Source organism: Enterococcus sp. DIV1094, assembly GCF_017316305.2.
GTDB lineage: Bacteria > Bacillota > Bacilli > Lactobacillales > Enterococcaceae > Enterococcus_B > Enterococcus_B mangumiae.
Genome location: NZ_CP147250.1, coordinates 1,201,253 through 1,214,462, shown reverse-complemented (window position 1 = coordinate 1,214,462; position 13,210 = coordinate 1,201,253). Strand labels below are relative to the sequence as shown.

General features: G+C 43.5%; 6 protein-coding genes, 9 tRNA genes, 3 rRNA genes and 1 other annotated feature. Of the genes, 15 read left to right on the top strand and 3 right to left on the bottom strand.

The annotated features are described in order from the left end of the window. The first annotated feature begins 63 nt into the window (after positions 1-63). The 3 genes from DOK79_RS05880 to guaB all read left to right on the top strand — a co-directional run bounded on the left by DOK79_RS05880 (position 64) and on the right by guaB (position 3,029). The gene (locus DOK79_RS05880) at positions 64-759 is read left to right on the top strand and encodes a DUF1129 domain-containing protein (RefSeq protein WP_206856695.1); all 696 of its coding nucleotides are present in this window, start codon (positions 64-66) and stop codon (positions 757-759) included. A gap of 235 nt (positions 760-994) precedes the next feature. Beyond that, positions 995-1,327 (top strand): hypothetical protein, encoded by a 333-nt coding sequence (locus DOK79_RS05875; RefSeq protein WP_206856696.1) that lies wholly within the window; start codon positions 995-997, stop codon positions 1,325-1,327. Positions 1,328-1,544: 217 nt separating this feature from the next. Beyond that, entirely contained in the window at positions 1,545-3,029 is a 1,485-nt protein-coding gene (gene guaB / locus DOK79_RS05870; RefSeq protein ID WP_206856700.1) for an IMP dehydrogenase, read from the top strand. Positions 3,030-3,096: 67 nt separating this feature from the next. Here the strand turns inward: guaB and serS are convergent, their stop codons facing one another. The 3 genes from serS to DOK79_RS05855 form a co-directional block, all read right to left on the bottom strand. Then, a complete protein-coding gene (gene serS / locus DOK79_RS05865) occupies positions 3,097-4,368 on the bottom strand; it encodes a serine--tRNA ligase (RefSeq protein WP_206856701.1) in 1,272 nt (423 codons plus the stop codon). Positions 4,369-4,418: 50 nt separating this feature from the next. Next, positions 4,419-4,633: a binding site (T-box leader), on the bottom strand. Between the two features lie 25 nt (positions 4,634-4,658). Continuing rightward, entirely contained in the window at positions 4,659-5,864 is a 1,206-nt protein-coding gene (locus tag DOK79_RS05860) for a sensor histidine kinase (protein ID WP_206856712.1), read from the bottom strand. Then, positions 5,851-6,540: a response regulator transcription factor gene (locus DOK79_RS05855; RefSeq protein WP_010734587.1), complete on the bottom strand. Its 690-nt coding sequence runs from the start codon at positions 6,538-6,540 to the stop codon at positions 5,851-5,853. Before DOK79_RS05855 ends, DOK79_RS05860 begins: the two co-directional genes overlap by 14 nt. An 877-nt stretch (positions 6,541-7,417) precedes the next feature. On the opposite strand from DOK79_RS05855, the gene DOK79_RS05850 reads away from it, so the two are divergent. The 12 genes from DOK79_RS05850 to DOK79_RS05795 all read left to right on the top strand — a co-directional run bounded on the left by DOK79_RS05850 (position 7,418) and on the right by DOK79_RS05795 (position 13,146). Further along, positions 7,418-8,977 (top strand): 16S ribosomal RNA (locus DOK79_RS05850). 77 nt (positions 8,978-9,054) lie between these two features. Then, positions 9,055-9,127 (top strand) — tRNA-Ala (locus DOK79_RS05845). 181 nt (positions 9,128-9,308) lie between these two features. Then, a 23S ribosomal RNA gene (locus DOK79_RS05840) occupies positions 9,309-12,223 on the top strand. Between the two features lie 90 nt (positions 12,224-12,313). After that, positions 12,314-12,429: ribosomal RNA gene (rrf, locus tag DOK79_RS05835) — 5S ribosomal RNA — on the top strand. The 16S, 23S and 5S rRNA genes sit together here with 9 tRNA genes alongside, the layout of an rRNA operon. A gap of 12 nt (positions 12,430-12,441) precedes the next feature. After that, positions 12,442-12,514 (top strand) — tRNA-Val (locus DOK79_RS05830). A 3-nt stretch (positions 12,515-12,517) separates the two neighbouring features. Then, positions 12,518-12,590, top strand: a tRNA-Lys gene (locus DOK79_RS05825). 7 nt (positions 12,591-12,597) lie between these two features. Then, positions 12,598-12,679 (top strand) — tRNA-Leu (locus tag DOK79_RS05820). Positions 12,680-12,705: 26 nt separating this feature from the next. After that, positions 12,706-12,778 (top strand) — tRNA-Thr (locus tag DOK79_RS05815). A gap of 10 nt (positions 12,779-12,788) precedes the next feature. Beyond that, positions 12,789-12,860 (top strand) — tRNA-Gly (locus tag DOK79_RS05810). Positions 12,861-12,884: 24 nt separating this feature from the next. Further along, a tRNA-Leu gene (locus tag DOK79_RS05805) sits at positions 12,885-12,970 on the top strand. A 10-nt stretch (positions 12,971-12,980) separates the two neighbouring features. Continuing rightward, a tRNA-Arg gene (locus DOK79_RS05800) sits at positions 12,981-13,054 on the top strand. Positions 13,055-13,072: 18 nt separating this feature from the next. Next, positions 13,073-13,146, top strand: a tRNA-Pro gene (locus tag DOK79_RS05795). The last annotated feature ends 64 nt before the right edge of the window (positions 13,147-13,210 follow it).

The following is a 13,210-nucleotide window of genomic DNA, read 5'->3' as shown; positions in this document are numbered from 1 at the left end:
TGTATGTGATATGTTAAAATGTCTTTTGTGACAACCGTCAGCGTCTAAGGAGGACTGTAAATAATGGAAGCAGAACAGTTACGAGAAGTCGTAAAAGAAAATGCGCAGTTAGAAGAGCAACTAACAAAACGTAATCAACAATATATTTTTGACTTAAAGAAGTCGCTAGAAGCAGCGAATTTATCAGAAGAAGAAAAAGTAACGGCTTTGCATGATATGTTACCCGTTTTAGTATCTGAGCAAAAAGGTGGGAAAACCGCCCGCCAATTATTTGGAACGGTATCTGAAAGAACAGAAGCAATCATCAATAAACCAGTCGAAGTGAAAACTTCTTCGACGCCAATGTTGATGTGGTTAGATAATACGTTACTCTTACTTGGATTATTAAGTGTGATGATCGCAATCACTGGATTGTTTTCACGTGAAACAACGCCCGCTTACGGCATCACTACGCTTGTCCTAGGTTCGGCTATTGGTGGCTGGGTGTTTTACTTGATGTATAAGTATATTTATCAATATGAGTACCCAGGTGCTGATCGTAGTAAAAAACCTGGAATGGGTAAAACTTTGTTGATCTTAGGTGGAACAACGTTGATTTGGGTCATTGCCTTTTCAGCAACGACGCTATTGCCACCAATCGTTAATCCATTGTTAGATCCAGTAGTGATCATCATCATTGGTGCAGCAGCTCTTGCGTTACGTTACTACTTAAAGAAAAAATATGGCATCGTTGGCAGCCTCTCTGTTCCAAGAAGATAATTCGTTGGACTTAGCCATTGATTCGTTTACGAAAATAGATATAGAAAAGAATGTGCAGCGTAATGCTGGCACATTCTTTTTTTACTTTTATTTCTAGCAACCTTACAATGACGATTATGCGATCAAAACACTCTTTTTTTACGAGAATAACGAAATACAAATTACTAGTGTTATAATCGATTAGAAATATTACTTGTGTTATAGAATGTAGTCAAACGATAAAGGGGGAGCGTAGATGAAAAAAGTAAAGTGGATATTTTCAATCAATGCTGACGGAGTGTTTCCTTTTGGTTATGCAGGAATCAAAACTGGACAGTTTGTTCTTGGGCATGTAAGAGCTTTCCAACAAGAACTAACGTCTTTATTGGGACCAGAAATCGAATTAGAATTTATTAGCTATAATACAAGAAACTCTGAGGCACCGTCTGCTGATTTAATTGTGTACACAGATGTCGATGAAAAGTATCTTGATGAAGAGACAAAGAAAAAGGGGTTAAGTATTCCATATAAACTCTATTATTTGAATGAGATTGAAAAAATCAAAGAATCGATTGAAGCAAACGTTTGAAACAAACTTTTTCTTGAGTCTAAACAGTCCAAAAACGAACGAAATAGGAATCAACAGCAAAACGAGAGAATGTTCAGATAATACTGGAACGTTCTCTTTTTTTAGGATTCACTGAGTAGTTCCTTAGAAAAGTCATGGGATTAGTAGAAGTTGTTGACTTACAAAAGAAAATCGATTATTTTAGTAGATAAACTAAACAAGAGGAGTGGTACTAAAAATGTCCAACTGGGAAACAAAGTTCACGAAAAAAGGATTTACTTTTGATGATGTCTTATTGATACCAGCAGAAAGTCACGTGTTACCAAACGAAGTGGATATGAGTGTACAATTAGCAAAAAATATCAAATTGAATATTCCTATCATCAGTGCAAGTATGGATACCGTTACTGACAGTAAAATGGCGATCGCTATGGCAAGACAAGGCGGTCTAGGTGTAATCCATAAAAATATGACAATCAGCGAACAAGCAGACGAAGTACGTAAAGTGAAACGTTCTGAAAGTGGCGTGATCATTGACCCATTCTTCTTGACGCCACAACATTTAGTTGCAGATGCAGAAGAGTTGATGAGCAGATACCGTATCAGTGGTGTGCCAATCGTTGAAACATTGGAAAACCGCAAATTAGTAGGAATTATTACAAACCGTGATATGCGTTTTGTTACAGACTTCCATATCGAAATCAGTGAAGTCATGACAAAAGAAAACTTAGTAACAGCCCCAGTAGGTACTTCTCTAAAAGATGCAGAAAAAATCTTGCAACAACATAAAATTGAAAAATTACCGATCGTTGATGACGCAGGCCGATTAAGTGGTTTGATCACGATCAAAGATATCGAAAAAGTAATCGAGTTTCCAAATGCAGCGAAAGATGAACATGGCCGTTTATTGGTAGCTGCAGCAGTTGGTGTGACGAGTGACACATTTGAGCGTGCGCAAGCTTTACTTGATGCTGGTGCCGATGCAATCGTCATCGATACAGCTCATGGACATAGTGCGGGCGTGATCCGTAAAATCCAAGAGATCCGTACAACCTTCAAAGATGCAACATTGATTGCCGGTAATGTGGCAACAGCAGAAGCAACAAAAGCGTTATACGATGTCGGCGTGGACGTTGTGAAAGTAGGTATCGGACCTGGTTCGATTTGTACGACACGTGTCGTTGCGGGTGTAGGTGTTCCTCAATTAACAGCGATTTACGATGCCGCTTCAGTTGCACGTCAATATGGAAAAACCATTATTGCAGATGGCGGGATCAAGTATTCTGGTGATATCGTCAAAGCTTTAGCAGCTGGTGGACATGCGGTCATGTTAGGTAGTATGTTGGCAGGGACAGATGAATCACCAGGTGAATTTGAGATCTATCAAGGTCGTCGTTTCAAAACATATCGTGGAATGGGTTCATTAGGCGCAATGGAAAAAGGTTCAAAAGACCGTTACTTCCAAGGTGGTACGAATGAAGCGAACAAGTTAGTTCCAGAAGGTATTGAAGGTCGCGTAGCTTACAAAGGAAGTGTAGCGGACATTCTCTTCCAAATGATCGGCGGCTTAAAATCAGGGATGGGGTATGTTGGTTCAGCAACCTTAAAACAATTAAGAGATGACGCACAGTTCATTCAAATGAGTGGCAGTGGTCTGAAAGAATCTCATCCACATGATGTACAAATCACTAAAGAAGCACCAAACTACTCTGTAGAATCATAAGCAATTTCTTGAATCGAAAAAAGCAGCTAAGCATTCGTATAAACGAATCACTTAGCTGCTTTATTGTTTATTTGATTACTTTTAGATTCCCCATGTAAGGAACAAGTACTTCTGGAACTGTAACAGAACCATCTTCGTTTTGATAGTTTTCAAGGATTGCCGCAACGGTACGTCCAACAGCAAGTCCAGAACCATTCAATGTATGCGCATAATGGATTTTTCCATCTGCATCTCGGTAACGGATCATTGCTCGACGTGCTTGGAAATCTTCACAGTTTGAGCAAGAACTGATTTCACGATACGTATCTTGCGCAGGAATCCATACTTCCAAATCGTACGTTTTCGCTGCTGAGAAGCCCATATCTCCAGTTGATAATGTCATGACGCGGTATGGTAGATGTAGTTTTTTCAAAATATCCTCTGCATCAGCAGTCATTTTTTCAAGTTCTTCATATGAATGTTCCGCATCAGCAAATTTTACCATTTCTACTTTATTGAATTGATGAAGACGAATCAATCCACGGGTATCACGACCCGCACTACCTGCTTCAGAACGGAAAGCTGGGCTAAGTGCAGTAAAGTAAATAGGAAGATCTTCATTCGCTAAGATTTCATTACTGTAGTAGTTCGTTAAAGGCACTTCTGCTGTTGGGATCAATGTTAGGTCAGTTTCAGCTAATTGGAAAACATCTTCTTTAAATTTAGGAAATTGACCAGTACCAAACATGGCTTGGCTGTTTACAGCATAAGGTGTCATCATTTCAGTATAGCCATGTTCATAGACGTGTTGATCTAACATAAAATTATAAAGCGCGCGTTCTAAGCGAGCACCTAGTCCTTTATAATAAACAAAGCGACTGCCTGATACTTTTGCACCACGTTCAAAGTCAAGAATACCTAGATTTTCAGCAATTTCCCAGTGAGGCTTTGGTTCAAAAGCAAATTGACGAGGTTCACTCCAACGACGAGCTTCCACATTGTCGTCTTCATCTTTACCGACTGGCACAGAATCATGAGGCAAGTTAGGTAACGTTGTAGCGATTTGTTGTAATTTTTCATCGACTTCTGCTACTTCTTCATCTAATGCTTTGATTTTTCCACCGACTTCTTTCATTTCAGTGATCTTATCAGTGTCATCTTCTTTATTACGCTTTAATTGAGCGATTTCAGTAGATACATCGTTGCGGTATTTTTTCAATTCTTCACTTTCCACCAACAATTTTCGACGAGCTTCATCTAGCGCTACAAATTCAGCTAAGATTTCTTTATTAACGCCACGTGACGTCAATTTCTCTTGTACATAATCAACATTTTGACGGATCATTTTAATATCTAACATTTCTTTTCCTCCTTTTTTATATAAAAAAAACCAGCTCATCCAAAGAAATATCTTGGGACGAACTGGTTTGAGTTTCGCGGTACCACCCAAGTTCAGCCTAAAAAAGACTGCACTTGTAAACAGATAACGGCTGTTGCCGACCTTTCTTATTTCGAAAGGCACATGTTGGTGAACTGGAACTTCTAAATTATTCTTTACTGATTTGCACCGACCATCAGCTCTCTTGAAAAAAATAAAATGTACTGGGTTCACTGTTTTCTTTTATTGGTATTCTAAGAATAGCGAAAAATTTAGTTGCCGTCAATATGTTCTACTGGATTAGCCGCTAACTTTTCATTCTTTTTAAGTGGAAAATGCATGATAAAGGAAGTCCAATCTTGATCTGACTTCGCATAGATGTAGCCTCCGTGTAGCGCAACGATACTTTGTGCAATCGCTAGACCAAGCCCTGTTCCACCAGTTTCCTGTGAACGAGATTCTTCTACACGATAAAATCGATCGAAGAGATTATCAAGTGCTTGCTGTGGAATCATGGCGCCATTGTTTTTGACGACAACAACGACTTCTGAACCAAGTTTTTCAATGCCAATGATGATTTTTGTAGCGCCTTTGCCATATTTTAGTGCATTGGTCAGTAGATTATTGAATACGCGGACTAACTTTTCAGTATCACCATCCATGATCAGAGAATTGATAGGCGATTCAACAAAAATCTGGATGTCCTTTTTCGAAGCTTCAAGTTCAAAATCAGCAGCCAATTGTTCCGTTAATTGAATCAGATCAAATGCAGAAAAATTAACAGGTACAGCTGGTTGCCGGACTTTTGTATATTCAAATAAATCTTCTACTAAAGATTTCATTTGCTTGGCTTTGATATAAGCTGTATGCGTGTACTTCAACAGATCTTCTTCTGTTTGGTACTGGCCATCTTCAATCAGGCCTAAATAGCCAATGATCGAAGTCAAAGGTGTACGGATATCATGACTGACGTTCGTAATCAGTTCATCCTTTGATTTTTCGATTTTACGTTCATCTTCGATCGCTGCCACTGTACTATCCACTAAGCCATTGATACTTTTGACTACACGACTGAGATCGCCACTTAATTCAAAAGGGATACGATGGTCATAATTTCCATTCGCGATATAATGCAATTCACTAATGATATGACGCAACTGCATTTGTCGGTAACGACGAATCAGACGCCAGTACAATACACCGACATCTAATAGAAAGAAAATAGGAAAAATGAAATTTCGCCCGTTCCAAAACAAATCGCTATCTAAACGTTGGGCAAAAATATTTTTTGAATCCCAAATGGCGTTCGTTAAAGAAGGCGAGCTGCTGATGATCGAGCTGATAATCACTAACATGGCAACATTTAATAGAAGCAGAAGGATGATCGTAATGATTCCTTCTGCTAATAATTCACTTATTTCTTTAGATGTCAGATTGATCCGGCGTCGTTTTTCGATCACTTTTTTATCTTGCATCAATTTTATAGCCCACTCCCCAAACGGTTTGAATGACTTTTTCTCCACCAGTTGCTTCTTCGATCTTATCTCTTAAATGGCTAACATGGACCATTACTGTTTTAGCTGAAACAATACTTTCTTGTTTCCATACACGCTCAAAGATCTCGTCGGCACTGAATACATGATTAGGATGGCTGGCAAGTAAGTAAAGAATCCCAAATTCTAAGGCAGTTAATTGGATCTCTTTTCCATCGATCGTTTTGACTTCATGTGAGTCTTTATTGATGATCAACGCATTTACTTCCAATACATCCGGTTGATCCGGTGTGACTTGCATTTTTGTGCGACGTAACAAAGACTTCACACGAGCCATGACTTCAAGAGGATTAAATGGTTTTGTCACATAATCATCTGCGCCAGCTACCAAGCCCTTGATTTTATCCATATCTGTTGTTTTTGCCGTCAACATGATGATAGGGATCTGTGATTCTTTTCTTAACTCTTTGACCACTTGCATACCGTCCATCTCAGGCATCATGATATCTAAGATAAGTAGTTCAATATCAGGAATCGTTCTTACTTTCGATAACGCTTCTTTTCCATCATAGGCTTTTACTGCTTCGTAGCCTTCATTGTGTACGTAGATACTAAGTAGTTCAACAATTTCCTTGTCATCATCTGCGATTAATATTTTCATCTATAAATCCTCCATCGATTAATGTGTTTACTCTTAATATTTTAGCAAAAAAAATGATAAATAGATAAAAGCAGCGCTTTGTTAAGGAAAATTTTAGAAGAGGAGAGTGAAGCGGCGTGAAATGTATAGAGGGGAATGGAACGAAAAGCGGCAAAAAAATGCAATGAAAAATGATAAATTAAAAAAGAACGAAGGATAAGAACGCTTACGCAATCGTGGGGGGAAAAGCGCGTATTTATTCGTTAAGTTAAAAGATGAACATTCTTGTGGTTTATCTAGTTAAAATAGTAGAATAACTCGTAAAAAACGAATGATTTTGTAGTTCTTCTTTTTAACGATCGACTATCTTAAAAATGTTGATAAATCAGCCTTTTTTTAGTTGACTTTCAAAATTGATGTTGGTATATTATTATTTGTTCGAAAGAACGGAAACAAACAAATCGATTCTTAAAATTAGTGATTGACATGTTTGTTGACACATGATAAGATAACGAAGTTGATTTTGAGTGATTCACTGATTGAAGTTAGTTTCGCAAAGAAAAAAACAAAAAAAGTGATTGACAAATAACAAACAACAAGTTATTATAAGTGAGTTGCTAAAACGACCTCGTGAAAAACGAGTTCGAAAAACTTTTAAAAAATAGTTGACAATCAATTAATGGTTTGCTAAGATATAAAAGTTGCTACGGCAATCACAAACGATGAACGAAGCAGTTGTGTTTCATTTATCACGTAGACCTTTGAAAACTGAACAAAGTAAGACAAACCAAATGTGTAGGGCGTCTTGATTCAATTCAAGACAACAAACATTTTTAACAAGCAAGCAATATGCTAGCAAACAAATTGAGCTTAACAATCGAAAGATTGTTCTAACTTTTATTATGAGAGTTTGATCCTGGCTCAGGACGAACGCTGGCGGCGTGCCTAATACATGCAAGTCGAACGCTTCTTTTTCCACCGGAGCTTGCTCCACCGGAAAAAGAGGAGTGGCGAACGGGTGAGTAACACGTGGGTAACCTGCCCATCAGAAGGGGATAACACTTGGAAACAGGTGCTAATACCGTATAACAATCGAAACCGCATGGTTTCGGTTTGAAAGGCGCTTTACGGTGCCGCTGATGGATGGACCCGCGGTGCATTAGCTAGTTGGTGAGGTAACGGCTCACCAAGGCCACGATGCATAGCCGACCTGAGAGGGTGATCGGCCACATTGGGACTGAGACACGGCCCAAACTCCTACGGGAGGCAGCAGTAGGGAATCTTCGGCAATGGACGAAAGTCTGACCGAGCAACGCCGCGTGAGTGAAGAAGGTTTTCGGATCGTAAAACTCTGTTGTTAGAGAAGAACAAGGGTGAGAGTAACTGTTCACCCCTTGACGGTATCTAACCAGAAAGCCACGGCTAACTACGTGCCAGCAGCCGCGGTAATACGTAGGTGGCAAGCGTTGTCCGGATTTATTGGGCGTAAAGCGAGCGCAGGCGGTTTCTTAAGTCTGATGTGAAAGCCCCCGGCTCAACCGGGGAGGGTCATTGGAAACTGGGAGACTTGAGTGCAGAAGAGGAGAGTGGAATTCCATGTGTAGCGGTGAAATGCGTAGATATATGGAGGAACACCAGTGGCGAAGGCGGCTCTCTGGTCTGTAACTGACGCTGAGGCTCGAAAGCGTGGGGAGCAAACAGGATTAGATACCCTGGTAGTCCACGCCGTAAACGATGAGTGCTAAGTGTTGGAGGGTTTCCGCCCTTCAGTGCTGCAGCTAACGCATTAAGCACTCCGCCTGGGGAGTACGACCGCAAGGTTGAAACTCAAAGGAATTGACGGGGGCCCGCACAAGCGGTGGAGCATGTGGTTTAATTCGAAGCAACGCGAAGAACCTTACCAGGTCTTGACATCCTTTGACCACTCTAGAGATAGAGCTTCCCCTTCGGGGGCAAAGTGACAGGTGGTGCATGGTTGTCGTCAGCTCGTGTCGTGAGATGTTGGGTTAAGTCCCGCAACGAGCGCAACCCTTATTGTTAGTTGCCATCATTTAGTTGGGCACTCTAGCAAGACTGCCGGTGACAAACCGGAGGAAGGTGGGGATGACGTCAAATCATCATGCCCCTTATGACCTGGGCTACACACGTGCTACAATGGGAAGTACAACGAGTCGCGAAGTCGCGAGGCTAAGCTAATCTCTTAAAGCTTCTCTCAGTTCGGATTGTAGGCTGCAACTCGCCTACATGAAGCCGGAATCGCTAGTAATCGCGGATCAGCACGCCGCGGTGAATACGTTCCCGGGCCTTGTACACACCGCCCGTCACACCACGAGAGTTTGTAACACCCGAAGTCGGTGAGGTAACCTTTTGGAGCCAGCCGCCTAAGGTGGGATAGATGATTGGGGTGAAGTCGTAACAAGGTAGCCGTATCGGAAGGTGCGGCTGGATCACCTCCTTTCTAAGGAATATTACGGAGACTACACACGTTTGTTTATACTTTGTTCAGTTTTGAGAGGTCTACTCAAAATTTAACCCGGGGCCTTAGCTCAGCTGGGAGAGCGCCTGCTTTGCACGCAGGAGGTCAGCGGTTCGATCCCGCTAGGCTCCATTAACAACATTTGTTGTTATATACTTGTTCATTGAAAACTGGATATTGAAGTAAAAATGTAAGTAATACAAACCGAGAACACCGCGTTGAATGAGTTTTTTAATAAGTTCAATTGCTTATTTTTCTTGATCGGACTTCTATCGCTAGAAGAAAGATCAAAACCCAACCGTAAGGTTGATAAGGTTAAGTGAATAAGGGCGCACGGTGGATGCCTTGGCACTAGGAGCCGATGAAGGACGGGACTAACACCGATATGCTTTGGGGAGCTGTACGTAAGCTATGATCCAGAGATTTCCGAATGGGGGAACCCAGCATCTTTTATAGGATGTTACGTATACGTGAATACATAGCGTATACGAGGTAGACGCAGAGAACTGAAACATCTAAGTACCTGCAGGAAGAGAAAGAAAATTCGATTCCCTGAGTAGCGGCGAGCGAAACGGGAAAAGCCCAAACCAATGAGCTTGCTCATTGGGGTTGTAGGACTCCGATCTGGTAGTTCTTTCAGATAGTCGAATGACTTGGAAAAGTCAGTCAAAGAGGGTGAAAGCCCCGTAGACGAAATTTGGAAGGCACCTAGGAGGATCCTGAGTACGGCGGAACACGAGGAATTCCGTCGGAATCCGGGAGGACCATCTCCCAAGGCTAAATACTCCCTAGTGACCGATAGTGAACCAGTACCGTGAGGGAAAGGTGAAAAGCACCCCGGAAGGGGAGTGAAATAGAACCTGAAACCGTGTGCCTACAACAAGTCAAAGCCCGTTAATGGGTGATGGCGTGCCTTTTGTAGAATGAACCGGCGAGTTACGATTGCATGCGAGGTTAAGTTGAAGAGACGGAGCCGCAGCGAAAGCGAGTCTGAATAGGGCGTTTGAGTATGTAGTCGTAGACCCGAAACCATGTGATCTACCCATGTCCAGGTTGAAGGTGCGGTAAAACGCACTGGAGGACCGAACCCACGTACGTTGAAAAGTGCGGGGATGAGGTGTGGGTAGCGGAGAAATTCCAAACGAACTTGGAGATAGCTGGTTCTCTCCGAAATAGCTTTAGGGCTAGCCTCGGATTTGAGAATGATGGAGGTAGAGCACTGTTTGGACTAGGGGCCCATCTCGGGTTACCGAATTCAGATAAACTCCGAATGCCATTCATTCATATCCGGGAGTCAGACTGTGAGTGATAAGATCCATAGTCGAAAGGGAAACAGCCCAGACCACCAGCTAAGGTCCCAAAATATATGTTAAGTGGAAAAGGATGTGGGGTTGCACAGACAACTAGGATGTTGGCTTAGAAGCAGCCACCATTTAAAGAGTGCGTAATAGCTCACTAGTCGAGTGACCCTGCGCCGAAAATGTACCGGGGCTAAACATATTACCGAAGCTGTGGAGTGCACCATTAGGTGCATTGGTAGGAGAGCGTTCTAAGGGCGTTGAAGGTAGATCGTGAGGACTGCTGGAGCGCTTAGAAGTGAGAATGCCGGTATGAGTAGCGAAAGACAGGTGAGAATCCTGTCCACCGAATGACTAAGGTTTCCTGGGGAAGGCTCGTCCGCCCAGGGTTAGTCGGGACCTAAGCCGAGGCCGACAGGCGTAGGCGATGGACAACAGGTTGATATTCCTGTACTCGTTGTTTTTGTTTGAGCAATGGAGGGACGCAGGAGGCTAAGGAATGCAGACGATCGGAAATGTCTGTCCAAGCAGTAAGTCTTGATAGGAGTCAAATGCTTCTAACTTTAAGGACAAGCTGTGATGGGGAGGGAAATAATAGTACCGAAGTTCCTGACGTCACACTGCCGAGAAAAGCTTCTAGTGAGAAAACAACGACCCGTACCGCAAACCGACACAGGTAGTCGAGGAGAGAATCCTAAGGTGAGCGAGAGAACTCTCGTTAAGGAACTCGGCAAAATGACCCCGTAACTTCGGGAGAAGGGGTGCTGATCGTCAGATCAGCCGCAGTGAATAGGCCCAAGCGACTGTTTATCAAAAACACAGGTCTCTGCAAAATCGTAAGATGAAGTATAGGGGCTGACGCCTGCCCGGTGCTGGAAGGTTAAGAGGAGTGCTTAGCGTAAGCGAAGGTACGAATTGAAGCCCCAGTAAACGGCGGCCGTAACTATAACGGTCCTAAGGTAGCGAAATTCCTTGTCGGGTAAGTTCCGACCCGCACGAAAGGCGTAACGATTTGGGCACTGTCTCAACGAGAGACTCGGTGAAATTTTAGTACCTGTGAAGATGCAGGTTACCCGCGACAGGACGGAAAGACCCCATGGAGCTTTACTGTAGTTTGATATTGAGTGTCTGTACCGCATGTACAGGATAGGTAGGAGCCGTAGAAATCGGAACGCTAGTTTCGATGGAGGCGCTGGTGGGATACTACCCCTGCGTTATGGCCACTCTAACCCGCACCACTGATCGTGGTGGGAGACAGTGTCAGATGGGCAGTTTGACTGGGGCGGTCGCCTCCTAAAGAGTAACGGAGGCGCCCAAAGGTTCCCTCAGAATGGTTGGAAATCATTCGAAGAGTGTAAAGGCAGAAGGGAGCTTGACTGCGAGACCTACAAGTCGAGCAGGGACGAAAGTCGGGCTTAGTGATCCGGTGGTTCCGCATGGAAGGGCCATCGCTCAACGGATAAAAGCTACCCTGGGGATAACAGGCTTATCTCCCCCAAGAGTCCACATCGACGGGGAGGTTTGGCACCTCGATGTCGGCTCGTCGCATCCTGGGGCTGTAGTCGGTCCCAAGGGTTGGGCTGTTCGCCCATTAAAGCGGCACGCGAGCTGGGTTCAGAACGTCGTGAGACAGTTCGGTCCCTATCCGTCGCGGGCGTTGGAAATTTGAGAGGAGCTGTCCTTAGTACGAGAGGACCGGGATGGACTTACCGCTGGTGTACCAGTTGTTCTGCCAAGGGCATTGCTGGGTAGCTATGTAGGGAAGGGATAAACGCTGAAAGCATCTAAGTGTGAAGCCCACCTCAAGATGAGATTTCCCATTTCTTTAAGAAAGTAAGATCCCTGAGAGATGATCAGGTAGATAGGTCAGAAGTGGAAGTACAGTGATGTATGGAGCGGACTGATACTAATCGATCGAGGACTTAACCAAAATAAAATGAAAAACTCGGAGAGTTTCTTACTGATACTTCAAATCCAGTTTTGAGTGAACAAGATTTACTCAGAAATAGATAACACCAAGTGTGGTGGCGATGGCGAGAAGGATACACCTGTAACCATGCCGAACACAGAAGTTAAGCTTCTTAGCGCCGATTGTAGTGAGGGGTTGCCCCTTGTGAGAGTAGGACGCCGCCACGCTTTGTTATCTTTGGAGGTTTAGCTCAGCTGGGAGAGCATCTGCCTTACAAGCAGAGGGTCAGCGGTTCGATCCCGTTAACCTCCATATGAGCCGTTAGCTCAGTTGGTAGAGCATCTGACTTTTAATCAGAGGGTCACAGGTTCGAGCCCTGTACGGCTCATATTTTTGCGGGTGTGGCGGAATTGGCAGACGCACTAGATTTAGGATCTAGCGCCTTACGGCGTGGGGGTTCAAGTCCCTTCACCCGCATCATATGATTTATTCTATTTTTTTACGCCGGCTTAGCTCAGTTGGTAGAGCATCTGATTTGTAATCAGAGGGTCGAGGGTTCAAGTCCTTTAGCCGGCATCGTAAATACGCGGAAATAGCTCAGTGGTAGAGCACCACCTTGCCAAGGTGGGGGTCGCGGGTTCGAACCCCGTTTTCCGCTTTGCCAAAGTACTACGTACTACGCGCCGGGGTGGCGGAACTGGCAGACGCACAGGACTTAAAATCCTGCGGTGAGTGATCACCGTACCGGTTCGATTCCGGTCCTCGGCATTACAAATATGCGCCCATAGCTCAATTGGATAGAGTGTTTGACTACGGATCAAAAGGTTAGGGGTTCGACTCCTCTTGGGCGCGTAGTCTTTTTATTTTTTACGGGAAGTAGCTCAGCTTGGTAGAGCACTTGGTTTGGGACCAAGGGGTCGCAGGTTCGAATCCTGTCTTCCCGATTTTAATTAGTAATGAGATGTCCGAAACAGAAGGGTTACTTTCTGTTTCGGTCTTTTTTTGGCT

What these genes read in the sequence shown, in the direction of transcription:
- DOK79_RS05880 (WP_206856695.1), top strand. Translation starts at nt 64, where the DNA reads ATGGAAGCAGAACAGTTACGAGAAGTCGTAAAAGAAAATGCGCAGTTA.
- DOK79_RS05875 (WP_206856696.1), top strand. Translation starts at nt 995, where the DNA reads ATGAAAAAAGTAAAGTGGATATTTTCAATCAATGCTGACGGAGTGTTT.
- guaB (WP_206856700.1), top strand. Translation starts at nt 1,545, where the DNA reads ATGTCCAACTGGGAAACAAAGTTCACGAAAAAAGGATTTACTTTTGAT.
- serS (WP_206856701.1), bottom strand. Translation starts at nt 4,368, where the DNA reads ATGTTAGATATTAAAATGATCCGTCAAAATGTTGATTATGTACAAGAG.
- DOK79_RS05855 (WP_010734587.1), bottom strand. Translation starts at nt 6,540, where the DNA reads ATGAAAATATTAATCGCAGATGATGACAAGGAAATTGTTGAACTACTT.